Origin of the sequence: Streptomyces griseorubiginosus (assembly GCF_001514195.1) — a bacterium.
Classification (GTDB): domain Bacteria; phylum Actinomycetota; class Actinomycetes; order Streptomycetales; family Streptomycetaceae; genus Streptomyces; species Streptomyces griseorubiginosus.
The window spans coordinates 791,934-817,651 of sequence record NZ_KQ948735.1; the positions used below are offsets into that span (position 1 = coordinate 791,934).

Below are 25,718 nucleotides of genomic sequence, written 5' to 3' on the forward strand. Positions count from 1 at the left end.
AGGCTCCTCGGGCCGGGGTCGCGGGGTCGCCGTCCGTTCATCGTCCGAGGTGCGGGGCACGGGACGCCTGAGGGCTTACGCCGAACGGGTGAACGTTCGGGTCGGCGGGAGCCGGTGATCCGGTCCTCCTCCGACTGCCCCACGACCACCCCTCAAGGGCTACCGGCTTCAGCAGGTTCACCGCGCCTGACGAGGGCCCAGCGAGCGGTCCGTGACCCGGGCCAGGTGCGCCATGAACGTCTCGCGGGTGTCCGGGGTGAGGGTGCGCAGCGCCACCAGCGCGGTGATCACCACGTCGCACAACTCGGCCTCGACGTCCTCCCAGGTGTGGGTGACGCCCTTGCGCGGGTTCTGGCCGACCGCCCCGATGACGGCCTCGGCGACCTCCCCGACCTCCTCGGACAGCTTCAGCATCCGCAGCAGCAGCCCTTCCCGCCCGCGCACCGGCTGTCCCGCCTCCAGCCAGGCCCACAGATCGTCGACGGACTTCCAGAGATCCGGAGAGGGGGTGCCGTGATCACTCATGCGGAGCAGCTTGTCACGGCGTGGGCCCGTCCCGACTCGTCCCCGGACAGCGGCCCGGCTCTTCACGGGGGTGCGCCCGGCCCGTGGTGGGAGCCGCGCCCGTTTGGTGAGGGGATCACGCTCCTCGCCGGACGGCGCCGGGGTACCCGCTGAGCTCCTCGGCCACTGGCCGTACAGAACTGGCCGGCCTTCTCTGCGAGCGGCCCGGTTTCCGCCCACGACCGCGCCCGGGGGTCGCTCATGGCCTCGCACTGGATCGCGCTCTGCCCGCCATCCGGACTGCCCAGCGCACTCACTGGACCTCGCCCGGATCGCGTCCCGCGCTAGAGAGGATCGCGCCCAGCCCCCTCACCGACGTCCGTCCGGCCAATCACCGACCTCGTCCAGCTCTCGCCCGGATCGCGTCCCGCTCCACACGGGACTGCGCCCAGCCCACTCACCGAACCCGCTCGGCTCTTCGCCGAAACGCCCGGCCCGCTTGGTTCCTTGCCGAACCGCGGGGCACTCTCGGGAGCCGCCCGGCCGCTCGCCGAACGTGTACGGCCCCTCGCCGGACCGCCGGACCGCCGGACCGCCGGACCGCCGGACCGCCGGACCGCCGGACCGCCGGACCGCCGGACCGCCGGCCACGCATGCACCCCGCCCGGCCACTCAACGCCCCCGGCGCCCCGCCGAACCATCCATCACTCGCCGAACCCCACCCTCTATCTACTGCTCGCCGTACAACGCCTCCTGCTCCTCGAACAACGCCTCCTGCGTGTCGTCGGACTGCCCCTCCTTCTCCCGGAGCCGGCGGCCGCGCAGGCCGACGACCGCCGCCGTGGCCAGGCCGGTCACCGCGAGGGCCGCCGGGACCATCCAGCCGCGGTTGACCGTGTGGCCGAGGGCGTGGTCGAGTGAGAGGCGGCCGGGGCCCGTCACCGCGAGGCCCGCCGCCGTGAGACCGAGCGTGGCCGCGTACTCGTAGCCGCCGCCCGTGTTGAAGAAGCCATTGGGCGCGTGCACGGCGGACGCGCCGGCCATCGCGCCGGCCGCCGCCGCACCCGCGGCCGGGGTCGCAAGACCCAGCGCGAGCAGCGTGCCGCCGCCCGCCTCGGCCAGCCCGGCCGCCGTCGCGCTCGCCCGGCCCGGCGCGTACCCGACCGACTCCATGAACTGCCCGGTCCCCTCGATGCCGCCCCCGCCGAACCAGCCGAGCAGTTTCTGCGCGCCGTGGGCGGCCAGCACACCCCCGGTCCCCAGCCGGAGCAGCAGCAGGCCCAGATCACGTCGGTCGTAAGCGGTCACGATGACTCCCAGCACGAGATGCGGAACGGGACCCCCCTCGCGTTTCCACCGTCGCACCGCTCACACCTGCCCGGAAGACCCGCGCGGCCGTTCGGGTGGCGGCCCCGCACCCGCGGTGTGAGTCTGACTGGCATGACGATTCAGACAGCCAAGCTCAGCGACCCGGCCGTCCGCGCCTTCGTCTCCGCCGTCAACGCCCATGACCGCGAGGCCTTCCTGGCACTGCTCGCGCCCGGCGCGACCATGGCGGACGACGGCCGCGACCGCGACCTCGACGACTGGATCGACCGGGAGATCTTCTCCTCCCGCGGCCACATGGACGTCGACAACGAGTCCCGGGGCGGCCGCGACCTCGTCGCCCGCTACAGCAACGACACCTGGGGCGAGATGCGCACCAAGTGGCACTTCGAGGTCGGGGAGGACGGCCGGATCTCCCGCTTCGAGACCGGCCAGGCGTAACGCTTGCCCTCGTGTGCGCTCCAACTCCTAGTCTCCGGCCATGGAGACCAACAGGACACTCGGCCGCAGTGGCATCGAAGTGAGCGCGCTCGGCTTCGGCTGCTGGGCCATCGGCGGTGAATGGCAGAGCAGCGAGGGGCAGCCCCTCGGCTGGGGCAAGGTGGACGACGAGGAGTCCGTACGGGCGGTGCGGCGCGCCCTCGACCTCGGCGTCACCTTCTTCGACACGGCGGACGTCTACGGCACCGGGCACAGCGAGCGCGTCCTCGGCCGTGCCCTCGGCAAGCGCCGGGACGACGTCGTCCTCGCCACCAAGTGGGGCAACGTCTTCGACGAGGAGACCCGCACCCTCCTCGGCACGGACGACACCCCCGCCCACGCCCGCCGCGCCCTCACCGCCTCCCTGGACCGCCTCGGCACCGACCGCATCGACCTCTACCAGCTCCACATCTCCGACGCGGACCCCGGGCGCGCGGCCGAACTCCGCGACACCTGCGAGGAGTTCGTGCGCGAGGGCCTGATCCGCGCCTACGCCTGGAGCACCGACGACCCGGCCCGCGCCGCCGTCTTCGCCGAGGGGGAGCACTGCGCGGCCGTACAGCACGCGCTGAACGTGATGCAGGACGCCCCCGACCTGCTCGCCCTGTGCGAGGAGTCCGACCTGGCGAGCATCAACCGAAGCCCCCTGGCCATGGGACTGCTGGCCGGCAAGCGTCAGGGCCCCCAGGACACGGGCGACATCCGCAGCAAGCCCCCGGCGTGGCTGCCGGGCTTCGGCAACGGTGCGACCGCCGACCCGGAGTGGCTGCGGAGGATCGACGCGCTGAAGGACATCCTCACCAGCGAGGGCCGAACCCTCGCGCAGGGAGCCCTGGCCTGGATCTGGGCCCGCAGCCCACGGACCGTTCCGATCCCGGGCTTCCGCTCGGTGACCCAGGCGGAGCAGAACGCGGGAGCGATGGAGAAAGGACCGCTCACCGCCGACCAGTTGACCGAGGTCGACCGCATTCTCGGCCGGTGAGCGGAAGCGCCCTTCAGGGGCGCGGGGAACTGCGCGACCAGCCCCCACGCGCCCGCGGCCGAACGACTAGTGCGGCGCGTAGGACTGAGGCTGCTGCTCGGTCAGCGTGATCCGCCCCGCCTTGATGGTGGCCAGCCGCGGTGCCCGCCGGGCGATCGACGAGTCATGCGTGACCATGATGAACGTCAGCCCGTACTCGTGCCACAAGCCCTCCAGCAGCGCCATGATCTCGTCCCGCATGGACTCGTCGAGATTGCCGGTCGGCTCGTCGGCCAGCAGTACCTTCGGCTTCTTCACCAACGCCCGTGCGATCGCGACCCGTTGCTGCTGGCCGCCGGACAACTCCGAGGGCGCGTGCGTGAGTCGCTCACCGAGCCCCACGGACCGCAGCGCCTCCGCCGCCCGCTCCCGCCGTTCGGCCGGCCGGACTCCGAGCGGGACCAGCGCGGTCTCGACGTTCTCCTGGGCGGTGAGTGTCGGGATGAGGTTGAACGACTGGAAGATGATGCCGATCTTCTCGGCCCGCAGCCGCGTCAGCCTGGCCTCGCCGATCCGCGCGAGGTCGACGCCGTCCAGCTCGACGCTGCCCTCGGTCGGCCGGTCGAGGCCGCCGATCATCTGGAGCAGCGTGGACTTGCCGCCGCCGGTGGGGCCCTGGATGACCAGCTGGTCGCCGTCCTCGATGGTGAGGTCGACACCGCGCAGGGCCTCCACAGTCTCCTTGCCGCGGGTGTAGCGCTTGGTGACGCCCGTGAGTCTGTACATGAGAGCTCCGTTGAGAAGTGCGTAGCGGAAGTGCGTGGCGAGGAAGTGAGGTTGTTACGACACGCTGCGCAGCGCGTCCGCGGGCCGCATCCGGGACGCCCGCCACCCGCCCATCGCCCCGGCGATCAGACCGCCGGCGACCGCGAGGCCCACCGCGAGCGCGATGGTGGTCATCGAGACCGGCGCGGACAGCGCGATCTCCATGGTGTTCTGCGAGGCCTGCCCGCCGGGGCCGCCACCGCCCGGCCCGCCGCCCATCCCGCCACCGCCCCCGGTGTTCCCGAGCTGTGCGGTCAGCTTGGGGCTGATCGCCGTGACCGCGTAGGCCGCCGCGAGGCCCAGGCCGATGCCGAGGGCACCGCCGAGCAGACCGTTCACCACGGACTCGCCGACGACCTGCCGGGTCACCCGGCGGCTCGGCCAGCCGAGCGCCTTCAGCGTGCCGAACTCCCGGACCCGGCGCGAGACCGCCGAGGAGGTCAGCAGCGCGGACACCAGGAACGCGGCCGCGAGGACGGCGATCGACAGCCACTTGCCCACGCTGGTCGCGAGGTTCGAGGCGGTGGACAGCGACCCGGAGACGGTCTCGGCGAGGTCCGCGGAGGTCGTGACGGTCGTACCGGAGATGTTCTTCTGGATCGCCGACTTGACGGCGTCGATCTGCTTCGAGTCGCTCGCCTTGACGTAGATCGTGGTGACCTTGTTCTTGGCGTCCGCCAGCGTCTGCGCCTGCTTCAGGGGCAGGTAGACGTCGGTGGTGGACTCGCTGCTGTCGGGCGTCGCGATGCCGATGACCGTGTACTTGGTGCCGGAGATGGTCAGGGTCTTGCCGACCTTGAGGGAGTTCTCCTTGGCGTACGACTTGCTGACGACCGCGACCTTCGCGTTGCTCTGCGCGGCGGTGAAGGTCCTGCCGGTGGTGATCTTCGAGCCGGCCAGCGGGCCGAGCGTCTGGTCGCCGACGTCCACGCCGGCGACGGAGTAGGAGTTCACGTCGAAGTTGGCGCCACCGCCCTGGACTTGGGGAGCGGCGGTGCTGTTACCGCCGGAGCCGGAGCCGCCGGGACCCCCCTGGCCGCCGCTCCCGCTGTTCCCGCTGTTCCCGCCGGAACTCTGTGCCTTGCCCTGGGTGAAGGACCCGTCGACCTTGGTGACGTTCAGCGTCAGTGCGCCGACCGCGCTCGCCACGCCCTTCTGCTGCGCGACCTTGGTGACCACCGAGGACGCCAGGGCCTGACCGCCCTGGGTCATCACACGGTCGGAACTCTGCGTCTTGTCGCTGCCGTTGGAACTGGCGTCGAACTGGAAGTTCGGTCTGCCCGAACTTCCGGACGTGGGGGCCGACCTGGTCTTGGTGACGGTCATGTCGGTGCCGAGTCCGTAGAGCGACTTCAGGACCTTGTCCTGCGCCTGTGTCATACCGGCCGACACCGAGTTGACGGTGATGACCAGGGCGATACCGAGCGCCAGACCCAGTGCGATCACCAGGGCCGCCTTCTTGCGCCGGCCCAGCTCGCGCTTGAGATAGATGCCAAACATCCCGTTCCTCGAAGGTTCTTGGCGCCCGCTGTGGGCGCGCCCTCAAGGTAGGGACGGCGTATTGGGGGGCCGTGAGGAAGCGATAGGTGCAGGCTGAGAAGGGATGTGCGTGAGCTGAGAATGTGTGCGGCGGTCGTCCACGGCCCGGTGCGCACCTCGCGGTCCCACGCGAGATCCACCCCCACCCGGGCCATGGACGGCCGCCGCCTCCCCCCTCGGGCGAGGCCTACGGAATGCCGCTCCCCAAGTGTGAAGCTCTTGTGGAGGGCACGTGACGAGCATAAGCCTCCGACCAGTGCCGGTGGGTGTGGAATGACATATTCCGCTTGTAGAAATCGACCGTCCCGCGCCCGCCCCGGAGCGGTTCAGCCACGCCCCACGTACGGCATCGCCGTCGCCAGCACCGTCGCGAACTGCACGTTCGCCTCCAACGGCAGCTCCGCCATGTGCCGGACCGTGCGAGCCACGTCGGCCACGTCCATCACGGGCTCCGGTACGACCTCCCCGTTGGCCTGGAGCGCCCCGGCGCCCATGCTCGCCGTCATGTCGGTCGCCGCGTTCCCGATGTCGATCTGCCCCACCGCGATGCGGTACGGCCGCCCGTCCAGCGACAGCGACTTGGTGAGGCCGGTGAGGGCGTGCTTGGTCGCGGTGTAGGCGACGGAGTACGGCCGGGGCGTGTGCGCCGAGATCGACCCGTTGTTGATGATCCGGCCGCCCTGCGGATCCTGCTCCTTCATCTGCCGGTACGCGGCCTGCGCGCACAGGAACGCCCCGTTCAGGTTGGTGTCCACCACGTGCCGCCAGGCGTCGTACGGCAGTTCCTCCACCGGCACCCCGCCGGGCCCGAACGTCCCCGCGTTGTTGAACAGCAGGTCGACCCGCCCGAACCGCTCCACGACGGCGCCGAACAGCGCGGCCACGTCCCCGGGTTCCGAGACGTCCGTCCGCACGGCGAGCGAGGCACCCTCCGGCACGAGGGCCGCCGTCTCCTCCAGAGCCCCGCCCCGCCGCCCGGCCAGCGCCACCGCCCACCCCGCCCGCAACAGCTCCACGGCAACCGCCCGCCCGATCCCGGACCCCGCGCCGGTCACGACAGCGGTCTTCGCATTGTTGGTGTCCATGGCCCCGCAGCGTAGGACTCCGTCGGTGGGACGGGTGGCGTGGGGGAGGGCACGGGGGTGTTGCTGTGCGGGTCGGAGGGGGCGGGGTCTGCGGCCGGGGTGGTGCTCCGGTTGAGCGAGGGGGTGGCCGGGGCGGCCGTAGAGCGGGTCGGCCCGGGGAGGCGGGATGGTGTTGCGCTGGGGGAGTCGGCCGGGGGCCGGTGTTCCCGTCAGCGCCCCCGGCGGTCCTGCCGTCGGCCGTCGACGTTCCCTGGAGGGTCCAGCCGTCGGTACTGGCCGCGAGAACCTCGGCGAGGGTTGCCGGGGGATCAGTCGCGGAGGCCGGCTGGGCAAGTGATGCCCCGCGGTCGGCCAGGATCAGCCCACGGGGTTCAGCCGGGCAGGTCGGGTTCCGAGCGCTGCCAGGGGATCAGTCGCGGAGGCCGACCGGGCAAGTCGGGCCCCGGGGTCGGCCAGGACCGGCCCCCGGCCGAGCCGGTCGAGTACGGAGACCTGCCGGGAAGGCCCGCCGCCCGAGGTCGGTCGGGTCGGTCGCGCCGTCGGTCGGGTCGGTCGTGCCGTGGACGAGCCCCCTTTGTCGTCCTCGCCGCACCGGCCCCCCTCACGCCGACATGGCGCTCTCCTAGGCCCCTTCTCCCGGATAGCGGACGCCGATCCGGTCCCGTATCGCGTCCAGGGTGCGCATCACCGCGAGGGTGCCCTCCAGGGGGACCAGCGGGGACTCCGTCTCCCCGGCGCGCAGGGCCCGCATGACCTCGCGGGCCTCGTGCTTGAGGCTGTTGCGGGGGCCGTCGGCCGGGTCGGCGGCGAACTCCTCCGGGTCGCGGCCGTCCCGGTGCAGCACGAAACGGTCCGGGTGGAAGAAGCCGTTCGGGATGTCGATCCGGCCCAGCGAGCCGGTGACCGAAGCGATCGTCGCGGTGCCGCCGGTCAGGGAGCAGTGCAGCGAGGCCAGCGCCCCGCCGTCGTAGGACAGCAACGCACCCGTCTGGAGATCGACGCCCTCCTCGGACAGCACCGCCTTCGCCACGACGTCCGACGGCTCCCCGAGCAGCAGATGCGCGAACGACACCGGGTACACACCGAGGTCCAGCAGCGCGCCCCCGCCCTGCGCGGGATCCCGCAGCCGGTGCGCCGGCGGGAACGGCCCGGCCAGCCCGAAGTCGGCCTGCACGGTACGGACCTCACCGATCGCCCCGTCGTCGACGAGCGCCTTGAGCCGGCGGACCAGCGGGTTGCAGTACATCCACATGGCCTCCATGAGGAAGCGCCCGCCGTCCTTCGCGAGCCCCACCAGCTCCTCGGCCTCCCGCACGTTCAGCGTGAACGCCTTCTCGCACAGGACGTTCCGGCCGGCGCTCAGACAGAGCCCGGCGGCCGCGCGATGCGCCGAGTGCGGGGTTGCCACGTACACGACATCGATGTCCGCGTCCTCGGCGAGGGCGCCCCACTCGCCGTACGCCCGCTCGATCCCGAACCGCTCCGCGAAGGCCTTCGCCGACGCCTCGGAGCGCGAGGCCACCGCGACCACCTCCGCGTCCGGCAGATCCACCAGGTCCGCGGTGAACGCGGCCGCGATGCCGCCCGTCGCCAGAATCCCCCAGCGCACGCTCTGCTCCGTCATGCCCGGCTCCACCCTCGCTCAGCTGACCGTCGCCACCTTGTACGAGCTGAGAGCATAGGTGGCCGGGGGTCCGGGGGGTCCCCCGGGACAACGCAGTACAAGGACAGGGAGGGGCACATGCCCGAGCGAGGGCACCTTGAGCGGCCGAACCGCGTCGGGGGGTCGAGGGCGCCCGACACCGACGGGGCGGGCGCGCCGGACGCCGAGGAGACGGCCGTACCGGAGACGACCCCGCCGACGACCGCCGTGCGCCGCACCGGCCTGCTCGTCACCCTGCTCCTCGGCGGGCTCACCGCCACCCCACCGCTGGCCATGGACATGTACCTGCCCTCGCTGCCGCAGGTCACCGACTCCCTGCACGCCCCCGCCGCCACCGTCCAGCTCACCCTCACCGCCTGTCTGCTCGGCATGGCGCTCGGACAGCTGGTGGTCGGCCCGATGAGCGACCGCTGGGGCCGCAGGCGCCCGCTGCTCGCCGGTCTCGCCGTGTACGTCGTCGCCACCGCGCTGTGCGCACTCGCGCCGACCGTGGAGTTCCTGGTCGGCTTCCGGCTGCTCCAGGGCCTCGCGGGCGCCGCCGGCATAGTGATCGCCCGGGCCGTCGTCCGGGACCTCTACGACGGGGTCGCGATGGCCCGGTTCTTCTCCACCCTCATGCTGATCGGCGGGGTCGCGCCGATCGTGGCACCGCTGGTCGGCGGACAGATCCTGCGGGTGACGGACTGGCGGGGCGTGTTCGTGGTCCTGACCGTCGTCGGGGCGCTGCTCGCCGTCCTGGTGTGGGCCAGGCTCCCCGAGACCCTCCCGGCGGCCGGCCGGCACACCGGCGGTGTCGGCGACGCCCTGCGCTCGATGCGCGGGCTCCTGGCCGACCTGCCCTTCACCGGCTACATGCTCACCGGCGGCTTCGCCTTCGCCGCTCTGTTCGCCTACATCTCGGCGTCCCCGTTCGTGATCCAGGAGATCTACGGCGCCTCCCCGCAGACCTTCAGCCTGCTGTTCGGCGTGAACTCGGTCGGGCTCGTCGTGGTCGGCCAGATCAACGGCAAGGTGCTGGTGGGACGGGTCGGCCTGGACCGGGTCCTGGGCGTGGGCCTGCTGATCGTGACCGCGGCGGCGGTGTCCCTGCTGCTGATGGCCACCGGCGTGTTCGGCGAGGTCGGGCTCGTGCCCGTGGCCGCCGCGCTCTTCGTCCTGATGTCCGCGATGGGTGTCACCCTGCCCAACGCCCAGTCCCTCGCCCTCCTGCGCACCCGGCACTCCGCGGGCTCCGCGTCCGCCCTGCTCGGCACGTCCTCCTTCCTCATCGGCGCGGTCGCCTCCCCGCTGGTCGGGATGGCCGGAGAGCACACGGCCGTCCCGATGGCGGTCGTCCAAGTGGCGGCAGCACTGGTAGCGCTCCTGTGTTTCATGGCAATGTGCCGTCCCTGGAACAAGCGTGCGACTGAGGACCCGAGAACGGAGGCGAAGAGCTGAGCGCACCGAAACTGCGCACCGACACACCGGAGCGGGCCGGACTCGACCGCGAGGAGCTCCGGCACCTCGTCAGGGACTTCCGGATCCTCACCACCGGTCGGCGCCCCTGGGCCGCCGGAGCCGTCCTGGCCGCCGGGCGAGGCCCGGTGATCGCCGTGGAGGAGGCCTCCGGCTGGGCCGTCCGCTACGCGTCCTACGACCCCGAAACCGACGCGGGCGTCGAACTGCCCCCGGAGTCCCGCGTCCCCGCCCGCGTGGACACGCCCTTCGACCTGGCCTCCCTCACCAAGCTGTTCACGGCGGTGGCGGCGGTGCAGCAGATCGAGCGGGGCACGCTGGGCATCGACGCCCGGGTGGGCGCGTACCTGCCCGAATTCACGGCGGCCGTGACCCACGGCATCACCGTCCGCGAGCTGCTCACCCACACCTCGGGCCTGCGCCCCGAGCTCCCGCTGTACGACTGCGCCGACGACGAGGAACGCCTCGCGCTGCTGCGCGCCGAGCCGCCGATCGGCGTTCCCGGCACCTACACGTACTCCGACCTCAACCCGCTGCTCCTCCAGCACGTCCTCGAACGCATCACCGGCCGGCCGCTCGACGTGCTCATCCACGACGGCATCACCCGGCCGCTCGGGATGACGTCCACCCGCTTCGGCCCCTGCCCGGAGGCCGCGGCCACGGAGGACCAGCGCCGGCCGTGGGCCAAGGCCGACCGGGGCATGCTGCGGGGCGTGGTCCACGACGAGAACGCCTGGGCGCTGGGCGGAGTGGCGGGCCACGCGGGCCTCTTCTCCACCGCCCGGGACCTCGCGGTCTTCTGCCGGACCCTGCTCGCGGGCGGCTCGCACGGCCCGGCCCGCATCCTCGGCCCGGACTTCGTGGAGCTGCTGCTGACCCCGCCGGGCCTCGGCTTCGCGATCGACCAGAAGTGGTTCATGGGCGAGCTGGCGGGCAGGGGAGCGGCCGGCCACACGGGCTTCACCGGCACGTCCCTGGTCCTGGACCCGGCCACGGACACGTTCGTCGTCCTCCTGGCCAACACGGTCCACCCCCGCCGACGCCCGCCGGACAGCCGCCCGAGGGCGGAGATCGCCACGAGGGTCGCGCGAGCGGTCAGGGAGACGTGACGGGGAGGCGACCGGGGCCGGGGTGTGGCTGGGGACGTCACGGTCAACCGGGACCCGAGGGTGACCGGTGACCGGGACCGGGCCGTCGCGGGGAGCGGGGCGTGACTGGGAGCGGCAAGTGGCCGTGACCGAGGCATGACCGGACCGGGGCGTGACCGGGGCCTCGTAGGTGGCCGGGGCGGCCGGGGCCTTCGGGGCAGCCGGGAAGCCGTCGGATCCGCCCCGCGCCCTGCCGCCCATAGAATCACCGGGTGACCGCCCCCGCACTCCCGTCCGAGACCCTCCGCGCCGCCCTCGCCGGCCTCCTCGACGGTCTTCCCCCGAAGCAGGCGGCCCAGGCGGTGGACCGGCTGATCGCCAACTACCGCGGGACCACGCCCACGGACGCCCCCATCCTGCGCGACCGGGCGGACGTGGCCGCCTACGCCGCCTACCGCATGCCCGCGACCTTCGAGGCGGTCCACGCGGCGCTGGAGGCGTTCGCCGAGGCCACCCCGGGCTGGACCCCCGCGAGCCATCTCGACGTGGGCGGCGGCACCGGCGCGGCGACCTGGGCGGTGGCCGCGACCTGGTCCGGAGACCGCGAGGTCACCGTGCTCGACTGGTCCGAACCCGCCCTGGCCCTCGGCCGCGAGCTCGCCGCCGCGCAACCGGCCCTGACCCGGGCGCGCTGGCAACGGGCAAAGATCGGCAAGGACATGGCCCTGCCCGCCACGGACCTGGTCACGGTCTCGTACGTCCTCAACGAGCTGACCCCGGCCGACCGCACGGCGCTCGTGGACACCGCGGCGGCAGCGGCGCAGGCGGTGGTGATCGTCGAGGCCGGCACCCCGGCCGGCTACGCCCGCGTCATCGAGGCCCGCGACCGGCTGATCGATGCCGGCTTCCGGATCGCCGCGCCCTGCCCGCACAGCGCGGCCTGCCCGATCGTGCCCGGCGAGGACTGGTGCCACTTCGCGGCACGGGTCAGCCGCTCGTCCCTGCACCGCAAGGTCAAGGGCGGCTCTCTGCCGTACGAGGACGAGAAGTTCAGCTACGTCGCCGTGACCCGCCTCCCGGCGACACCGGCCCCCGCCCGGATCATCCGCCGCCCCCAGATCCGCAAGGGCCAGGTCCTCCTGGACCTCTGCGAACCCGACGAACACCTGACCCGCCGCACCATCACCAAACGCCACGGCGACCTGTACAAGACGGCAAGGGACACCACGTGGGGCGCCCCCTGGCCCCCACCGGACCACTCGGACCACTAGCGCGGCGCGGGGAGACCACTGAACCCGTCCGGCTACGGCTTGGGCGGAGCGCCAGGCGTGACCTTGGGCAAGCCCCGAAGACCACCGGCCCCGGCCCGCGGGGATCGCCGACCTGACCTGCGGCGACGGCCTGCCCTGGTCCCGGCGGCAGCCATCCCCGATCCCCGGCCGTACGGGACCGTCGGCCACGCCCCCGGCGAACCGTCGGTCAGCTACCCAGACGCACCCCGGTCACCGAAGGCGCCCCCACTCACCGACGCCCCCGTCACCCCCGCCCTTCCCCCTCCCGCCCCTCCCGGAGTTTCCGTAGCAGCTCACGTTTCTGTGCTGCCGCGTCCTGCGTGCCGCCGATCCGGGCCCCGCGGTCACCGCCGCGCAGCGCCTTGCGGTTGATGTTGCTGCGGGTGCCGCCGACTCCGAGCATGTTGCCCGCTCCACCTCGTGCCATGGTTCACTCCTTGTCCATCCAAAAACGAGACGTCTCGTCTCGCTTCACACTCTCCGGCGAGACGCACCGTCTTGTCAACTGGTAAGTTCGCCCCATGGCCACCCAGAAGTCCAAGCAGCCCGCCCCCGACGCCACCCGCCGTAGCGAGAAGTCCCGGCGTGCGATCTACGACGCCGCCCTCGACCTCGTTGCCGAGGTCGGCTACCCCCGGACCACCGTCGAGGGCATCGCCGCCCGCGCAGGCGTCGGCAAGCAGACCATCTACCGCTGGTGGTCCTCGAAGGCGGAGGTGCTGCTGGAGGCCTTCCTCGACCTGAGCGAACAGGCCGCACAGCAAGCCGCTCCCGGCCAGGCGTACGCCATCCCCGACACCGGAGACCTCGCCGCGGACCTCAAGGCCGTCCTGCGCATGACCGTCGACCAGCTCAAGGACCCCCGCTTCGAGGCCCCCTCCCGCGCCCTGGCCGCCGAAGGCGTCGTCAACGAACAGGTCGGCCGCGTCTTCGTGGCCAAACTCCTCGAACCCTCGCTCCAGTTGTACGTCGACCGCGTGCGCGCCGCCCAGGAGGCCGGCCAGGTGCGCCCCGAGGTCGACCCCCGCATCGCCCTCGAACTCTGGGTCTCCCCGCTCGCCCAGCGCTGGCTCCAGTACACCGGCCCGATCTCCTACGACTACACCGACACCCTCGTCGACTACGCCCTGCACGGCCTCGCCCCCCGCTGAGCCCCCGCCCATATCCGCTCCGGGCCCCCCGAAGCGGAGGAAGATGGGACCATAGGGCATGCTGTTTGGACGACAGCGAGGCGAGGGCGATAGATGAGCGCGGAGTCGGGGGGCCGGACGGGCCTGCAGGGCAAACTCTCCCAGTGGCTGCGCGGACGCCGGCCCAAGGAGGCCGCCGCCGCGGACGACGGCGGCCGTGTGGCCCTGCTGCTCGCCACCGCCTCCGCGGGACTCCCGCTCGCGCCCGCCGCGTATCCCACCGCCGACTACCGGTGTTCGTGCGACCGCGTCGGCTGTCCCACACCCGCCCGGCACCCGGTGTCCTTCGCCTGGCAGACCCAGTCGACCACCGACCGCGCGCAGATCGAGCGCTGGGCCCGCAACCAGCCCCAGGCCAACTTCATCACCGCCACCGGCATGGTCCACGACGTCCTGGACGTCCCCCTGGAGGCCGGCCGGGAAGCCCTGGAGCGGCTGCACTCCGCCGGCGTCGAGGTCGGCCCGGTCGCCGAGAGCGACGACGGCCGGCTCCTCTTCTTCACCCTCACCCGCGGCACCCCCGAGGACGAGGACGAGTGGTGGCCGTGCGAGCTGGACTGCCACCCCGAGACGGCGGACGAACACCCCGGCCTGCGCTGGCACTGCCGCGGTTCCTACGTCCTCGTACCGCCCGCCCGGCTGCCCGGCGACCAGGCCGTGCACTGGGTCCGCGGCCCCGAACACCCGCTGCCCGACCCGCTGAGCCTGCTGGAGTTCCTCACCGACGCCTGCGCCCGGCACGCGGGCCAGGAACCGGACCCCGCGGACACGGCCTGGCCCCTGCGCCGGTAGCGACCCCCACCCTTGAAGGCCCGACCCTCGAAGGCCCCACCCTCGAAGGCCCCACCCTCGAAGGCCCGACCCTCGAAGGCCCTGCCTTCAAAAGGCCCGACCCTCAAAGGCCCGCTACGACCCCTCCGCGGCCGTCAGCCCCTGGATCCGGCCGAGCACGGTGACCTTCCCGCCGCCCGCGCCCTTCGCCGGGTCGAGAGCCACCTCGTTGGAGACGAACTCCATCGTCAGCGACTGCTTGATCTCGCCCTTGGTCAGCGCGAGCGCGGCCTCGCCGGGGGAGGGGATCGTCGTACCGACGTGTGCCGTCTGCTTCACGTAGTGGTGCGTGGCGAAGAACACCAGCGCCCCGCCGTCCGCGGTGCGCAGCGCCAGCGGAGCGTAGGCGTCGTTCGTCAGCGGCTCGTCGATGTACTGGGTGGCCAGTCCCGGCCGGGTGGCGTCCTTCGCCCGGCCCGCCCGCCACACACTGGTCTGGCTGCCGTCCGCGAACAGGTCCCCGCCGCTCTTCAGATAGTCCGTGTAGGACTTGCTCAGGTCCTCGGGCGCGGCCGCCAGGTCGGTCGAGTTCGCCGGAACCGCCTCGGCCCAGCCGTCGGCGTCCTTCTTGAACTCCGGCACCTTGCCCTGGGCCACCAGCGTCAGATACGCCACCTGGAACGGCTCGTTCAGGCCGTTGCGGGTGAACACCAGCAGCCAGCGCGCGGTGCCGCCCTTGTTGCCGGCCGCGTCGGCGACGAACCAGCGCGGCCAGCCCGCCTTCTTCGGGATGGTGTACGTGACGTCCGACAGCTTCAGCGGGGTGTGCGTGGTGTTGCCGCCGGGGCTGGTCGTCTTCCCCGCCTTCAGCCGGGCCGCGTCGATGGCACCGAGTGCGCCGGTGACATGAGCGGCGTCCAGCGAGCTGTCGTACGCCTTGTCCGCCGCGTTGTACGCGTCCGTGAACTGCTCCAGCGCCTTGGCGGCCTCCGCCTTGGTGGTGGCGGGAAGCACCTCCCGCTCGCCGTGCACCACCACGCATCCGCTCGCCGTCATCGACAAAGCGGTCACGGACACCGCTATCAGTGCGCTCCGGTCAAGCCTGCGGGGCCTTCGAGGGCCGCGATCCCTGCTCATCAGGTGCCTTCACCTTCCCCTTCCCGGAGGCGAACCCTACCGGGAGCAGGAACAGCACGAGCGTGGGGATCAAGTACAGCAGCCACACCGTGACCTGAAGCTTCGTCGGGTCCGGCTGGAAGTTGAACACGCCCTTGAGGAGGGTGCCGTACCAGCTGTCCGGCGGGATGGTGTCGCTGATGTCGAAGGGCTTGTCGTACAGGCCCGGCAGCCAGTTCGCCTCCTGGAGGTCGTGGAAGCCGTACGCCAGCACGCCCGCGGCCACCACGACCAGCATGCCGCCGGTCCAGGTGAAGAAGGTGGAGAGGTTGATGCGCAGGGCGCCGCGGTAGAACAGCCAGCCCAGGACGACCGCCGTGAGGATGCCGAGGGCCGCGCCGATCAGCGGGCGCGGGGTGCCGTCGCCGGCCGCGTGCACGGACGTCCACACGAACAGGGAGGTCTCCAGGCCCTCGCGGCCGACGGCGAGGAACGCGGTGGCGACCAGCGCGCCCGTGCCCATCTGGAGGGCCGTGTCCAGCTTGTCGTGCAGTTCGGACTTCAGGTGCCGGGCGGTGCGCTTCATCCAGAAGACCATCCACGTCACCAGGGCGACCGCGAGGACCGACAGGGAGCCGCCGAGCGCCTCCTGGGCCTCGAACGTCAGCTCCTGGGAGCCGAATTCGAGCGCGCAGCCGAAGCCGAGGGCGAGCGCGACCGCGACTCCGATGCCGGTCCAGATGGGCCTGAGGGCGTCCCTGCGGCCCGTCTTCACCAGGTAGGCGATGAGGATGCAGACGACGAGAGAGGCCTCCAGGCCCTCGCGCAGACCGATCAGGTAGTTGGAGAACACGGGTCAGGCCTCCTTGGAGAACAGCGTGCGGCCCCACCAGTCGTCCTTGTCGCGGACGCCGGGCGGGACGGCGAAGACCGCCGAACCCACGTGCTGGATGTACTCGTTGAGCGCGTCGGTGGCCAGATGGCGCTGGATGCGGATGAAGCCCTCGCGGACGTCCTTCATGTACGCCAGGAAGAACAGCCCCGCGTCCAGCCGGCCCAGGCCGTCGGTGCCGTCGGTGAAGGAGTAGCCGCGGCGCAGGATCGTGGCCCCGCCGTTGGAGTCGGGGTGCGCGAGCCGGACGTGCGCGTCGGGCTTCATCGCCGGCAGGAACGGCTTGTCGCGCTCCTTGGCCTTGCCGACCGGGGCGCCCTCGCCCTTGTCGCGGCCGAAGACGTCCTCCTGCTCCTGGAGCGAGGTGCGGTCCCAGGTCTCGATGTGCATGCGGATGCGGCGGGCGACGAGGTAGGAGCCGCCCTTCATCCAGCCGGGCCCCTCGGCCCAGACGAACTTCTGCAGCCGGTCCGTCTCGGTGCCCGCGATGTTGCGGGTGCCGTCCTTGAAGCCCATCAGGTTGCGCGGGGTCTGCGCGTCGGGCGTGGTCGAGGACGTCTTGCCGAAGCCGAGCTGCGACCACTTGATGACGACCTTGCCGAAGCCGATCCGGGCCAGGTTGCGGATCGCGTGCACCGCGACCTGCGGGTCGTCCGCGCAGGCCTGCACACACAGGTCTCCGCCGCTGCGGTTCTTGTCGAGGTTGTCCCCGGCGAACTGCGGGAGGTCCACGAGCGCCTCGGGCCGCTGCCCGGCCAGGTCGAACTTCTCGAACAGGGACGGGCCGAAGCCGAGGGTGAGCGTCAGCCGCGACGGCTTCAGCCCGAGCGCCTCCCCGGTGTCGTCCGGCGGCGCCTCGGCGAGACCGCCGTACGCACCCTCACCGACCGCCTTGCCCGCGGTCATCCGCCGGGCCGCGGCCGTCCAGTCCTTGAGCATCTGCACGAACTCGGCGCGGTCCTCGGTCGTCACGTCGAACGCGGCGAAGTGCAGCCGGTCCTGCACGGGTGTGGCGATGCCCGCCTGGTGGGTGCCGTGGAAGTCGACGGCGGCGCCCGCCTCGGCGGCCGTCGGCTGGAGGTCGTCGCCCTCCCGGGTCAGCGCCACGGCGCCTCCGGCCGCGGCGGCACCGAGCGCGAGCCCGGCTCCGCCCCAGCCGATGAGCGCGCGGCGCGAGGGAGCCGGGGCCTTGTCTGTGTCGGTCATGGCCCCTGCCTCAGGAGGACTTGGTGACGACGGCGGCGGCGAGCTTGGACAGCGGCTCGGCGAGCGCGTTCACCCCGTCCGACAGCTGCTTGCGGTCGGCGTCGCCGACCTTGTCGTACGAGGTGAAGTCGTACGACGTCTTGTCGGCCCGGTACTTGTCCAGCAGCGTGTCGATCGCGGCGAACTGCTTGTCCAGCTCGGTGACCAGGGCCGCGTTGTTCTCCTTGGCGACCGGCTTCAGCAGCTCGTAGGACTTCTCGGCGCCCTCGACGTTGGCCTTGAAGTCGACGAGGTCGGTGTGGGAGTAGCGCTCCTCCTCGCCGGTGACCTTGCCGGTGGCGACCTCGTCGAGGAGCTCCTTGGCGCCGTTGGCCATGGAGGTCGGGGTGATGTCCGCCTTGCCGACCCGCTGCTGCCAGTCGGTGAGGTCGGTGATCAGCTGGTCCGCGAGGGTCTTGTCCGCGGCGGTGATCTTCTTGTCCTGCCAGAGGGACTTCTCCAGGCGGTGCCAGCCGGTCCACTTCTGGCCGTCCTCCAGGCCGTCCTCGCGGACGTCGACCTTGGGGTCGATGTCACCGAAGGACTCGGCGACGGGCTCGGTGCGCTCCCAGCCGATGCGGGAGGGCGCGTAGGCCTTCTTGGCGGCCTCGACGTCACCGGCCTTCACCGCGGCGGCGAACGTCTTCGCCAGCGGCAGGGTGGCGTCGGCCTGCTCCTGCGCGTACTGGCGGTAGGCGGCGACGGCCGAGTCCAGCCGCGGGTCGCGCTTGGCGGCGGTCCCGCCGGTGGCCTTCACGGTCTGACGGATGCCGTCGCCCTTCATGCCGGGCTTGCAGGCGATCGTGTAGTCGCCGGCCTTCACCTCGGCGGTGACCTTGTGCTTGGTGCCCGGGCCGATGTTCTCGCGCTCGGTGACGATCCGGTCGTCCGGGAAGAGGACGTAGACCTCGGTGACCTTGGAGCCCTTGTTCTCGATCGCCAGCTCGACGTGGCCGGCCGGGAACTCCTTCTTGGAGACCTCGCACTTGCTGTCGGTGGCGGTCACGTCGATCACACGGTCGTCGTCGCCGGAGTTCCCCTTCTCCGTGCACCCCGTGACGGCGGTGAGGGCCGCCACGGCGGTGGCGGTGACGAGGGACAGTCTGACGGCACGCATGCAAGCTCCTGAGGGTTGGTGAGGCTCGCCTAACTTATCTGAGCCTTACCTGAAAATGGCTTAAAATAACCGTCAAGGGCAGGTCAAGGGAGATTCAAAGGGGGTGGGTCGCGGGTGCCACGGGGCCCTCGCGCCTGCATGGCCGGCCCGGCGCGGGTGCTTCAATTCCCCCGTGAGTGACTACGACGTGCTGCGCGTCTTCTGCGCGCCGAACGGCGGCTACGGCAACGAGCTGGGCGTCGTCCGCGAGGGATCCGTGCTGCCGGACCGGGACGAGCGGCAGGAGTTCGCCGCCAAGCTCGGCTTCAGCGAGACCGTCTTCGTGGACGACCCCGAGCGCGGTGTCATCGACATCTACACGCCCTCCGCGCGGCTGGCGTTCGCGGGGTACCCGTGCGTCGGCGTGGCCTGGCTGCTCGACGTGCCCGAACTGGTCACGGCCGCCGGGGTCGTGGGAGCGCGGCTCGACGGCGAGTTCAGCTGGATCGAGGCGCGGGCGGAGTGGGCGGCCCCGCGGACGTTCCGGCAGTACGGTTCCGCCGCCGAGGTCGACGACCTGGCCGTACCTCCCGCCGGTGAGTGGATCTACGCCTGGGCGTGGGAGGACGAGGCCGCCGGCCGGGTCCGGGCCAGGGGATTCCCCGGCCGGGGCGACGGGGTCGACGAGGACGAGGCGACCGGAGCGGCGGCCCTCCAGCTGACCGACGAACTGGGCCGGGCCCTGAACATCACCCAGGGTGCGGGCTCCCAGATCCTCACCGCCCCCCAGCCGTACGGCTGGGTCGAGATCGGCGGCCGCGTCGTCCTGGAACGCCAGCCGGAGCGCTAGGCCTGTCCGGCGGGTCATGCCGGTGTGGCGGGGTCCGCCTTGCGGCTCGACCCGCTCACGTGTGCCGATCGGCGCCGGTCCTTGCAGCCGGCCCGATCCGCCGACAGGCCTACGCGCTGAGCGGGAACTCCTCGCCCAGCGCCCGGAAGACGGCCGTGTTCAGGGTGAACGCCTTCTTGCACTCGGCCACCACGCGCTGCTTCTCCAGGTCGTCCGCGCGGACCGCGTCCAGCAGTGCGCGGTAACCCCGCTTGAAGGCGGCGGGGTTGGGGATCTCCTCGAAGACGTAGAACCGGACGCCGTCGCCCTTCTTCTCGAAGCCCCAGGTCCTCTCCGCCCTGTCCCGGATGATCTGGCCGCCGGAGAGGTCGCCGAGGTAGCGCGTGTAGTGGTGGGCGACGTAGCCCGCCGGCCAGGTGTCGGCGCACTCGCGCACCCGGTCCGCGTACGCCCGCGTGGCGGGCAGCGCCGACAGGCCCGCACGCCAGTGCGGCCCGCGCAGATGCGCCAGGTCCCGCTCCAGCGCCCGCAGCCGGAACAGCTCCGGCCGGATGAACGCGCCCGCCACCGGATCCGACGCCAGCTTCTCGGTGCCGCTCTCCAACGCCTCGTAGACGAACCACAGTTGCTCGGTGTAGCGCGCATACGCCTGCACGCCGAGCCGGCCTCCCAGCAGGTCGCTCATGAACGTCGAGGTCTCCGCCTCCACGTGCTGCTCGTGGGACGCGGTGCGGATGAGTGTCGAGAACGAGTCCATACAGGACATCCTCTGAAGTTAGGCTTACCTAAGTCAATAGGTTTGCCGACGCGATGTCGGTAAAACGCTACAAGAAAAACCCGCCCCCGGCAGAGGGCGGGCTTTCCCGGTCGTGTCACGGTCACGGCAGCGTCAGGATCTCGGCCCCCGTCTCCGTCACCACCAGCGTGTGCTCGAACTGCGCCGTGCGCTTGCGGTCCTTCGTGACGACCGTCCAGCCGTCGTCCCACATGTCGTACTCGTGCGTCCCGAGCGTCAGCATCGGCTCGATCGTGAAGGTCATCCCGGGCCGCATCACCGTCGTCGCGTGCGGGCTGTCGTAGTGCGGGATGATCAGGCCCGAGTGGAAGGCCGTGCTGATGCCGTGGCCCGTGAAGTCGCGGACCACGCCGTAGCCGAAGCGCTTGGCGTACGACTCGATGACCCGGCCGATGATGTTGATCTGGCGGCCCGGCTTGACCGCCTTGATCGCGCGGGCCAGCGACTCCCGGGTGCGCTCGACCAGCAGCCGGCTCTCCTCGTCCACGTCCCCGACCAGGTACGTCGCGTTGTTGTCGCCGTGCACCCCGCCGATGTACGCCGTCACGTCGAGGTTGATGATGTCGCCGTCGCGCAGCACCGTGGAGTCCGGGATGCCGTGGCAGATCACCTCGTTGACGCTGGTGCACAGGGACTTCGGGAAGCCCCGGTAGCCGAGCGTCGACGGGTAGGCGCCGTGGTCGCACATGTACTCGTGCGCCACCTTGTCCAGTTCGTCGGTGGTCACCCCGGGCGCGATCAGCTTCGCCGCCTCTTCCATCGCCCGCGCCGCGATACGGCCGGCGACCCGCATCGCCTCCACGGTCTCCGGGGTCTGCACCTCGGGGCCCGTGTACGGCGTCGGCGCGGGCTTGCCGACGTACTCGGGGCGACGGATGTTTCCGGGCACGGAACGGGTGGGGGACAACGCCCCGGGCACGAGCAGTGACTGGCCAGACATGCCGACGAGTCTATCCAGCGGCGATGGGGGAACATGTCGGTGGCGAGAGGAGCGGGACATGCCCTTGTTCAAGAAGCGCACGGCCGGCAAGCCGGGCGAGTGGTACTACTGCCTTCAGCACAAGAGGGTCGAGGAGGGGCCGGACTGCCCGGCCAAGGACCGCTTCGGCCCCTACGCGAGCCGTGCGGAGGCCGAGCACGCGATGGAGACGGCACGCGAGCGCAACCTGGAGTGGGAGAACGACCCCAAGTGGCACGACGCCCCGGCGGGCGGCCGCGAGGACGACTGACACGACGCCGCGGCGGGCGGCCGCGAGGACGACTGATCAGACCCGGGCGGCGGCCCGCTGTTCCCTGACCCGGGCCGCGTGCTCGTCCGTGCGGGCGTCGTACGTCATCAGCTTCGGCAGACACAGGGCCAGCAGGCCCACCGCCCCCGCGCACAGCACCCCGCCCGACCAGACGGAGGCCCGCACGCCCCACCACGCGGCGAAACCACCGCTGCGCACCTGGCCGACGGTCGGGCCCACCGAGTACGACAGCAGTTCGATCCCGGCGAGCCGCCCCCGCAGCTCGTCCGGGATCGTCTGGTTCCACATGATCCCCCGGAAGATCCCGCTGACCATGTCGCAGCCGCCGGCCACGGTCAGGAACAGCAGCACCAGCCAGACGTTGCTCATCACCCCGGCCGCCGCGATCGCCAGACCCCACAGCGCCGCGGCCAGCACCACCATCTGCCCGTGCCGGTGGATCCGCCCGGTCCAGCCGCTGACCAGGCTCACCAGCAGCGCGCCCAGCGGCACGGACGCGTACATCAGGCCCAGCGACCACTCGGCGTCCAGCTCGTCCGCGAGGAACGGCAGCACGGCCAGCGGCATCGCCAGGAACATCGCCGCGAGGTCCACGGCGTAGGTGCCGAGGAGCTCCTTGCGGCTCCACGCGTACCGGGCACCCTCCGCGATGGCCCGCAGCGACGGCCTGGCCGCCTCGTGGGAGGCAGGGGCCGCTGCGATCCGCACCACCAGCGCGACCGAGACGAGGAACGTCAGCAGGTCCGCGCCGTACGCCCAGCCCAGCCCCGCGTAGGCCACCACCACACCCGCCAGCGCCGGTCCCGCGACCCCGCCGACCGTCCAGCGGAAGGAGTTCAGCGAGGCCGCCGCCGGCAGGTGGTCGTGGGCCACGATCCGCGGCCACAGCGAGTCCAGCGCCGGACGCTGCACCGAGACCAGGCCGGAGGACAGCGCGGCGACGACGTACAGCGGCCAGACGGCGGGCTCCGGGAGCAGCGCGTTCAGCAGCAGAACCGCGCTCAGCACGCCCTGGCCGACCTCCGTCCACACGATCAGCTTCCGCTTGTCCCAGGCATCGGCGAGCGCGCCCCCGTACAGCCCGAACACGAGGAGCGGGATCAGCTCCACGGCGCCGATCGCGCCCACCGCAGCGGCCGAACCGGTGAGGTCCTTCAGCTGCACCGGCAGCGCGACGAAGGTCAGGAAGCTGCCGAAGTTCGAGATCAGCCCCGAGTACCAGAGCCGTCGGAAATCCCGTGAGGCCCGCCAGGGGGCGAGGTCCGGGAGCAGGGCGCGCAGGCCGGAGGGGGGTTCGGGGATGTCGTCGGTCACGAAGGGCCATGGTCCGGGCAGCAACTCGGCAGCGGCAACCGCTTTTCGGGCCGCCGGCCCTCGCTGCGGCTGCGCCTGCTTCTTGGGGGTGCCGGTGCCTGTGGCGGTCTCGCCTGCTTTTCGGGGTGCTGGGGACTGTCGCGGTCACGCCTGTTTTCGGGGTGCCGGGGCCGGGAGCGGTTTCGGGGCGTCGGGCCCCGCTGCGGTCTCGCCTGCTTTTCGGGGCGTCGGGCCTCGCCGCGGTCACGGCCGCTCACCAGCGGGTCGGCGGCGGTGCCGTCAGGTGGTCGGTCAGGCGGGAGAGGCGGTCCCGGAAACGCCGTTGGCCCCGCGGGGCGGGCACCGCGTTCTCCCCGGCCGCCGCGCTGACCAGGTGCTGCACGGTGTCCAGATCGAGATCCGTGGCCTGCGGCACGGCGAGCGACTCATGGGCCATCGCGGGGAGTTCACCCTCGTCCGGACCGAGGGCGAGGATCGTCGCACCGGCCCGCCGGGCGTCGTGGACGTGCTCCAGCAGCGGGGCGTCCGGGTCGGTCGGGGAGACCACGAGGAGGGTCTCACCGCGCCGGGCCGCCGCCAGCCGGCCGGGACCGACGGACAGGTGCGCGGGGTCGGAGGGGCGCGCGTCGTGCCGTACGAGCGTCGGGGCCAGCTCCGGGGTCCCGGACCACGCGGCCTCGTCCACCAGGTGGGCCGCCAGGTGCCACGGTTCGTACTCCGGCGTGCCCACCAGGAGCAGACCACCGCCGTGCGAGACGACGGAGCCGCGCAGCACACCCCCGAAACGGCGGGTGGCCCCCCACCACTCGGTCCCGGCGAGCACCTCGCGCAGCAACGCGACCCGTACGGCATCCATGGGGCCGCATACTGCCGCAAACGGTCTGTACCGACCTGTGGTTCACGGCGAATTCCCCCGAACCGGGCAGGGGCGGGGTCAACGAGACTGGGGGCGTCCGTGACGCTGCCCACCTGGGCGGTCCGGGTCGGCGGGGCGCACGTAAAGTCGGCCCATGACCTCTAGCGACAGTGCACAGAAGGCTCCCGCCAAGGACCCGTGGGACCTCCCCGACGTCTCCGGGCTCGTCGTCGGCGTGCTCGGCGGAACCGGCCCGCAGGGCAAGGGCCTCGCCTACCGGCTCGCCAGGGCCGGACAGAAGGTGATCATCGGCTCCCGGGCCGCCGACCGCGCACAGGCCGCCGCCGCCGAACTCGGTCACGGCGTCGAGGGCGCGGACAACGCCGAGACCGCGCGCCGCAGTGACATCGTGATCGTCGCCGTGCCCTGGGAGGGCCACGGCAAGACCCTGGAGTCCCTGCGCGCGGACCTCGCGGGCAAGCTCGTCGTCGACTGCGTCAACCCGCTCGGCTTCGACAAGAAGGGCGCGTACGCGCTGAAGCCGGAGGAGGGCAGCGCGGCGGAACAGGCGGCCGCCCTGCTCCCCGACTCCCGGGTCACCGCCGCTTTCCACCACCTGTCGGCGGTGCTCCTCCAGGACCCGGCGATCGAGGAGATCGACACCGACGTGATGGTGCTGGGTGAGGAGCGCGCGGACGTCGAGATCGTCCAGGCGCTCGCCGGGCGCATCGCCGGGATGCGGGGCGTCTTCGCGGGCCGGCTGCGCAACGCCCACCAGGTCGAGGCGCTGGTCGCCAACCTGATCTCGGTGAACCGGCGGTACAAGGCGCATGCGGGGTTGCGGGTCACGGACGTGTGAGGGGATGGGGGACACTGGTCGGTGTAGTGCAGCAGTGTCCCCCTGACAGGAGCTCGTGGAAATGCCCCGCCTCGCCCTCTACGCCCTCGCCGTCTGCCTCCTCGCCGTGGCCGCGGCAGTCGTCTCCTTCGTCCAGGGCAGCTGGCTCGGGATCGTGTGGGTACTGCTGGCGGGGCTGTCGTCGAACATGTTCTGGTACTACCTGAAGCGGGGGCGGGGCGCCGCTCAGCTCCAGAAGCGGTAGAGGCTCCAGCCGTACGACGCCTCGTACTCGCTCACGCCGAGCCCGCGCAGGACCGTGTCGACCAGGTCGAAGAACACGGCGTTGACCTGGGGCACCCAGAGCAGGGCGAAGACGAACAGCAGGCCGAAGGGTGCGAAGGGTTCGATCTGGCGCTTGATGTTCCGGGACAGCCAGGGCTCGATGACGCCGTAGCCGTCCAGACCCGGGACCGGCAGGAAGTTAAGGATCGCGGCGGAGACCTGGAGCAGGGCGAGGAAGGCCAGCGCGGCGCTGAACTCCCGGGGGACGCCGTCGAGGGAGTGCAGCCAGAACGGGGCCGTGCAGGCGAGGGCGAACAGGACGTTGGTGAGGGGGCCGGCCGCGGAGATCAGGCTGTGCCGCCAGCGGCCGCGGATGCGGTCGCGCTCGATGAACACCGCGCCGCCGGGGAGGCCGATGCCGCCCATGATCACGAAGATGACGGGGAGCACGATGCTGAGCAGGGCGTGGGTGTAGGCGAGCGGGTTCAGGCTCAGGTAGCCCTTGGCGCCGATCGTGATGTCGCCGCTGTGCAGGGCGGTGCGGGCGTGGGCGTACTCGTGCAGGCACAGGGAGACGATCCAGGCGCCGGTGACGAAGAGGAACACGGCGATGCCGGGCTCCTCGGCGAAGCCGGTCCAGGTGGCCCAGCCGGTCACTGCCGTGACGGCGACGATCCCGAGGAACACGGGGCTGATCCGCCGGTCGCTGTGGCGGGTGGTGGCGGTGGTCATGGGGCTCCCTGTACTCGCGGGGGGACGGCCCGACGGTACCGGGCATGTGGGGGAACGTGTGGGGTGGGGCGGGGGTTCCGGTGTGCGGCTGAGTGGGGGCGGGCGTCTTGCGCAGTTCCCCGCGCCCCTGGGGGCCTGCGGCGGCCCGCCCGGCTTCGGTGGGGGCGTGCGTAGCGCGTTCCGTTCGGTGGGTGGGTCGGTGCCGGGGTGGGGGGTATCCGTCCTCGGTCCGGCGGCTCGGTCCCTCGATCAGTTCTCGGCTCCGGACG

Annotated in this window: 27 protein-coding genes; 11 read left to right on the forward strand and 16 right to left on the reverse strand. The window is 71.9% G+C overall.

The window, feature by feature from the left end; genetic code table 11:
• Positions 1–177: 177 nt before the first annotated feature.
• A complete protein-coding gene (locus AQJ54_RS09925; protein WP_062025059.1) occupies positions 178–525 on the reverse strand; it encodes a MazG-like family protein in 348 nt (115 codons plus the stop codon).
• 708 nt (positions 526–1,233) lie between these two features.
• Positions 1,234–1,812, reverse strand: coding sequence for a DoxX family protein (locus AQJ54_RS09930; protein ID WP_062237091.1), 579 nt, complete (start codon positions 1,810–1,812; stop codon positions 1,234–1,236).
• Positions 1,813–1,944: 132 nt separating this feature from the next.
• Here AQJ54_RS09930 and AQJ54_RS09935 point away from each other — a divergent pair, with 132 nt between their 5' ends.
• Positions 1,945–2,271 carry a hypothetical protein gene (locus AQJ54_RS09935; protein WP_062236089.1) on the forward strand — a complete coding sequence of 109 codons (327 nt, stop codon included), beginning with the start codon at positions 1,945–1,947 and terminating at the stop codon, positions 2,269–2,271.
• A 40-nt stretch (positions 2,272–2,311) separates the two neighbouring features.
• Entirely contained in the window at positions 2,312–3,292 is a 981-nt protein-coding gene (locus AQJ54_RS09940; protein WP_079069802.1) for an aldo/keto reductase, read from the forward strand.
• 66 nt (positions 3,293–3,358) lie between these two features.
• On the opposite strand, the gene AQJ54_RS09945 is transcribed toward AQJ54_RS09940, so the two are convergent.
• The 4 genes from AQJ54_RS09945 to AQJ54_RS09960 form a co-directional block, all read right to left on the reverse strand.
• Positions 3,359–4,057 (reverse strand): ABC transporter ATP-binding protein, encoded by a 699-nt coding sequence (locus AQJ54_RS09945; protein ID WP_062025055.1) that lies wholly within the window; start codon positions 4,055–4,057, stop codon positions 3,359–3,361.
• 54 nt (positions 4,058–4,111) lie between these two features.
• Entirely contained in the window at positions 4,112–5,596 is a 1,485-nt protein-coding gene (locus AQJ54_RS09950; RefSeq protein WP_062236091.1) for an ABC transporter permease, read from the reverse strand.
• A 365-nt stretch (positions 5,597–5,961) separates the two neighbouring features.
• Positions 5,962–6,720, reverse strand: coding sequence for an SDR family oxidoreductase (locus AQJ54_RS09955; protein ID WP_062236093.1), 759 nt, complete (start codon positions 6,718–6,720; stop codon positions 5,962–5,964).
• 622 nt (positions 6,721–7,342) lie between these two features.
• Positions 7,343–8,344, reverse strand: a complete 1,002-nt coding sequence (locus tag AQJ54_RS09960) for a Gfo/Idh/MocA family protein (RefSeq protein ID WP_062236096.1) — start codon at positions 8,342–8,344, stop codon at positions 7,343–7,345.
• Between the two features lie 117 nt (positions 8,345–8,461).
• On the opposite strand from AQJ54_RS09960, the gene AQJ54_RS09965 reads away from it, so the two are divergent.
• From AQJ54_RS09965 to AQJ54_RS09975, 3 genes are all read left to right on the forward strand, one after another.
• Positions 8,462–9,820, forward strand: coding sequence for a multidrug effflux MFS transporter (locus tag AQJ54_RS09965; RefSeq protein WP_062236099.1), 1,359 nt, complete (start codon positions 8,462–8,464; stop codon positions 9,818–9,820).
• A gap of 11 nt (positions 9,821–9,831) precedes the next feature.
• On the forward strand, positions 9,832–10,947 hold the full coding sequence (locus AQJ54_RS09970) for a serine hydrolase domain-containing protein (protein WP_428843777.1): 1,116 nt from the start codon (positions 9,832–9,834) through the stop codon (positions 10,945–10,947).
• A gap of 251 nt (positions 10,948–11,198) precedes the next feature.
• The gene (locus tag AQJ54_RS09975; RefSeq protein ID WP_062236105.1) at positions 11,199–12,197 is read left to right on the forward strand and encodes a small ribosomal subunit Rsm22 family protein; all 999 of its coding nucleotides are present in this window, start codon (positions 11,199–11,201) and stop codon (positions 12,195–12,197) included.
• Between the two features lie 265 nt (positions 12,198–12,462).
• Here the strand turns inward: AQJ54_RS09975 and AQJ54_RS45605 are convergent, their stop codons facing one another.
• Positions 12,463–12,645, reverse strand: a complete 183-nt coding sequence (locus AQJ54_RS45605; protein WP_159055516.1) for a DUF6243 family protein — start codon at positions 12,643–12,645, stop codon at positions 12,463–12,465.
• A gap of 94 nt (positions 12,646–12,739) precedes the next feature.
• Between AQJ54_RS45605 and AQJ54_RS09980 the strand changes: the two genes are divergently transcribed.
• Together AQJ54_RS09980 and AQJ54_RS09985 are read left to right on the forward strand one after the other, a co-directional pair.
• The gene (locus AQJ54_RS09980) at positions 12,740–13,369 is read left to right on the forward strand and encodes a TetR/AcrR family transcriptional regulator (protein WP_062025005.1); all 630 of its coding nucleotides are present in this window, start codon (positions 12,740–12,742) and stop codon (positions 13,367–13,369) included.
• 93 nt (positions 13,370–13,462) lie between these two features.
• Positions 13,463–14,200 (forward strand): bifunctional DNA primase/polymerase, encoded by a 738-nt coding sequence (locus AQJ54_RS09985; RefSeq protein ID WP_062025003.1) that lies wholly within the window; start codon positions 13,463–13,465, stop codon positions 14,198–14,200.
• A 114-nt stretch (positions 14,201–14,314) separates the two neighbouring features.
• On the opposite strand, the gene AQJ54_RS09990 is transcribed toward AQJ54_RS09985, so the two are convergent.
• From AQJ54_RS09990 to efeO, 4 genes are read right to left on the reverse strand one after another with little or no spacing between them, the layout of a single operon-like run.
• On the reverse strand, positions 14,315–15,316 hold the full coding sequence (locus AQJ54_RS09990; protein WP_169808076.1) for an SCO2278 family lipoprotein: 1,002 nt from the start codon (positions 15,314–15,316) through the stop codon (positions 14,315–14,317).
• The gene (efeU, locus tag AQJ54_RS09995; RefSeq protein WP_062025000.1) at positions 15,276–16,148 is read right to left on the reverse strand and encodes an iron uptake transporter permease EfeU; all 873 of its coding nucleotides are present in this window, start codon (positions 16,146–16,148) and stop codon (positions 15,276–15,278) included. Before efeU ends, AQJ54_RS09990 begins: the two co-directional genes overlap by 41 nt.
• Before the next feature lie 3 nt (positions 16,149–16,151).
• Positions 16,152–17,393 (reverse strand): iron uptake transporter deferrochelatase/peroxidase subunit, encoded by a 1,242-nt coding sequence (gene efeB / locus AQJ54_RS10000; protein WP_062236107.1) that lies wholly within the window; start codon positions 17,391–17,393, stop codon positions 16,152–16,154.
• Positions 17,394–17,403: 10 nt separating this feature from the next.
• Positions 17,404–18,549: an iron uptake system protein EfeO gene (gene efeO, locus AQJ54_RS10005; protein WP_062236109.1), complete on the reverse strand. Its 1,146-nt coding sequence runs from the start codon at positions 18,547–18,549 to the stop codon at positions 17,404–17,406.
• Positions 18,550–18,721: 172 nt separating this feature from the next.
• On the opposite strand from efeO, the gene AQJ54_RS10010 reads away from it, so the two are divergent.
• A complete protein-coding gene (locus AQJ54_RS10010) occupies positions 18,722–19,378 on the forward strand; it encodes a PhzF family phenazine biosynthesis protein (RefSeq protein WP_062236112.1) in 657 nt (218 codons plus the stop codon).
• A 109-nt stretch (positions 19,379–19,487) separates the two neighbouring features.
• On the opposite strand, the gene AQJ54_RS10015 is transcribed toward AQJ54_RS10010, so the two are convergent.
• Together AQJ54_RS10015 and map are read right to left on the reverse strand one after the other, a co-directional pair.
• Positions 19,488–20,135 (reverse strand): biliverdin-producing heme oxygenase, encoded by a 648-nt coding sequence (locus AQJ54_RS10015; protein WP_062236115.1) that lies wholly within the window; start codon positions 20,133–20,135, stop codon positions 19,488–19,490.
• Between the two features lie 121 nt (positions 20,136–20,256).
• Entirely contained in the window at positions 20,257–21,114 is an 858-nt protein-coding gene (gene map, locus AQJ54_RS10020; protein WP_062236118.1) for a type I methionyl aminopeptidase, read from the reverse strand.
• Positions 21,115–21,172: 58 nt separating this feature from the next.
• Between map and AQJ54_RS10025 the strand changes: the two genes are divergently transcribed.
• Positions 21,173–21,403, forward strand: coding sequence for a hypothetical protein (locus AQJ54_RS10025; protein WP_020139958.1), 231 nt, complete (start codon positions 21,173–21,175; stop codon positions 21,401–21,403).
• 36 nt (positions 21,404–21,439) lie between these two features.
• On the opposite strand, the gene AQJ54_RS10030 is transcribed toward AQJ54_RS10025, so the two are convergent.
• Positions 21,440–22,738 (reverse strand): MFS transporter, encoded by a 1,299-nt coding sequence (locus AQJ54_RS10030; RefSeq protein WP_211278518.1) that lies wholly within the window; start codon positions 22,736–22,738, stop codon positions 21,440–21,442.
• 253 nt (positions 22,739–22,991) lie between these two features.
• Positions 22,992–23,594 carry a hypothetical protein gene (locus tag AQJ54_RS10035; protein ID WP_062236121.1) on the reverse strand — a complete coding sequence of 201 codons (603 nt, stop codon included), beginning with the start codon at positions 23,592–23,594 and terminating at the stop codon, positions 22,992–22,994.
• A gap of 154 nt (positions 23,595–23,748) precedes the next feature.
• Here AQJ54_RS10035 and npdG point away from each other — a divergent pair, with 154 nt between their 5' ends.
• A complete protein-coding gene (npdG, locus tag AQJ54_RS10040; RefSeq protein WP_030325372.1) occupies positions 23,749–24,453 on the forward strand; it encodes an NADPH-dependent F420 reductase in 705 nt (234 codons plus the stop codon).
• Positions 24,454–24,514: 61 nt separating this feature from the next.
• Positions 24,515–24,697, forward strand: a complete 183-nt coding sequence (locus AQJ54_RS10045) for a hypothetical protein (RefSeq protein ID WP_062236124.1) — start codon at positions 24,515–24,517, stop codon at positions 24,695–24,697.
• On the opposite strand, the gene AQJ54_RS10050 is transcribed toward AQJ54_RS10045, so the two are convergent.
• On the reverse strand, positions 24,679–25,449 hold the full coding sequence (locus AQJ54_RS10050) for a site-2 protease family protein (protein ID WP_062024985.1): 771 nt from the start codon (positions 25,447–25,449) through the stop codon (positions 24,679–24,681). The genes AQJ54_RS10045 and AQJ54_RS10050 overlap by 19 nt on opposite strands.
• Between the last annotated feature and the right edge of the window lie 269 nt (positions 25,450–25,718).

What these genes read in the sequence shown, in the direction of transcription:
- AQJ54_RS09925 (WP_062025059.1), bottom strand. Translation starts at nt 525, where the DNA reads ATGAGTGATCACGGCACCCCCTCTCCGGATCTCTGGAAGTCCGTCGAC.
- AQJ54_RS09935 (WP_062236089.1), top strand. Translation starts at nt 1,945, where the DNA reads ATGACGATTCAGACAGCCAAGCTCAGCGACCCGGCCGTCCGCGCCTTC.
- AQJ54_RS09940 (WP_079069802.1), top strand. Translation starts at nt 2,312, where the DNA reads ATGGAGACCAACAGGACACTCGGCCGCAGTGGCATCGAAGTGAGCGCG.
- AQJ54_RS09945 (WP_062025055.1), bottom strand. Translation starts at nt 4,057, where the DNA reads ATGTACAGACTCACGGGCGTCACCAAGCGCTACACCCGCGGCAAGGAG.
- AQJ54_RS09950 (WP_062236091.1), bottom strand. Translation starts at nt 5,596, where the DNA reads ATGTTTGGCATCTATCTCAAGCGCGAGCTGGGCCGGCGCAAGAAGGCG.
- AQJ54_RS09955 (WP_062236093.1), bottom strand. Translation starts at nt 6,720, where the DNA reads ATGGACACCAACAATGCGAAGACCGCTGTCGTGACCGGCGCGGGGTCC.
- AQJ54_RS09960 (WP_062236096.1), bottom strand. Translation starts at nt 8,344, where the DNA reads ATGACGGAGCAGAGCGTGCGCTGGGGGATTCTGGCGACGGGCGGCATC.
- AQJ54_RS09965 (WP_062236099.1), top strand. Translation starts at nt 8,462, where the DNA reads ATGCCCGAGCGAGGGCACCTTGAGCGGCCGAACCGCGTCGGGGGGTCG.
- AQJ54_RS45605 (WP_159055516.1), bottom strand. Translation starts at nt 12,645, where the DNA reads ATGGCACGAGGTGGAGCGGGCAACATGCTCGGAGTCGGCGGCACCCGC.
- AQJ54_RS09980 (WP_062025005.1), top strand. Translation starts at nt 12,740, where the DNA reads ATGGCCACCCAGAAGTCCAAGCAGCCCGCCCCCGACGCCACCCGCCGT.
- AQJ54_RS09985 (WP_062025003.1), top strand. Translation starts at nt 13,463, where the DNA reads ATGAGCGCGGAGTCGGGGGGCCGGACGGGCCTGCAGGGCAAACTCTCC.
- AQJ54_RS09990 (WP_169808076.1), bottom strand. Translation starts at nt 15,316, where the DNA reads ATGAGCAGGGATCGCGGCCCTCGAAGGCCCCGCAGGCTTGACCGGAGC.
- efeB (WP_062236107.1), bottom strand. Translation starts at nt 17,393, where the DNA reads ATGACCGACACAGACAAGGCCCCGGCTCCCTCGCGCCGCGCGCTCATC.
- efeO (WP_062236109.1), bottom strand. Translation starts at nt 18,549, where the DNA reads ATGCGTGCCGTCAGACTGTCCCTCGTCACCGCCACCGCCGTGGCGGCC.
- AQJ54_RS10015 (WP_062236115.1), bottom strand. Translation starts at nt 20,135, where the DNA reads ATGGACTCGTTCTCGACACTCATCCGCACCGCGTCCCACGAGCAGCAC.
- map (WP_062236118.1), bottom strand. Translation starts at nt 21,114, where the DNA reads ATGTCTGGCCAGTCACTGCTCGTGCCCGGGGCGTTGTCCCCCACCCGT.
- AQJ54_RS10025 (WP_020139958.1), top strand. Translation starts at nt 21,173, where the DNA reads ATGCCCTTGTTCAAGAAGCGCACGGCCGGCAAGCCGGGCGAGTGGTAC.
- AQJ54_RS10035 (WP_062236121.1), bottom strand. Translation starts at nt 23,594, where the DNA reads ATGGATGCCGTACGGGTCGCGTTGCTGCGCGAGGTGCTCGCCGGGACC.
- npdG (WP_030325372.1), top strand. Translation starts at nt 23,749, where the DNA reads ATGACCTCTAGCGACAGTGCACAGAAGGCTCCCGCCAAGGACCCGTGG.
- AQJ54_RS10045 (WP_062236124.1), top strand. Translation starts at nt 24,515, where the DNA reads ATGCCCCGCCTCGCCCTCTACGCCCTCGCCGTCTGCCTCCTCGCCGTG.
- AQJ54_RS10050 (WP_062024985.1), bottom strand. Translation starts at nt 25,449, where the DNA reads ATGACCACCGCCACCACCCGCCACAGCGACCGGCGGATCAGCCCCGTG.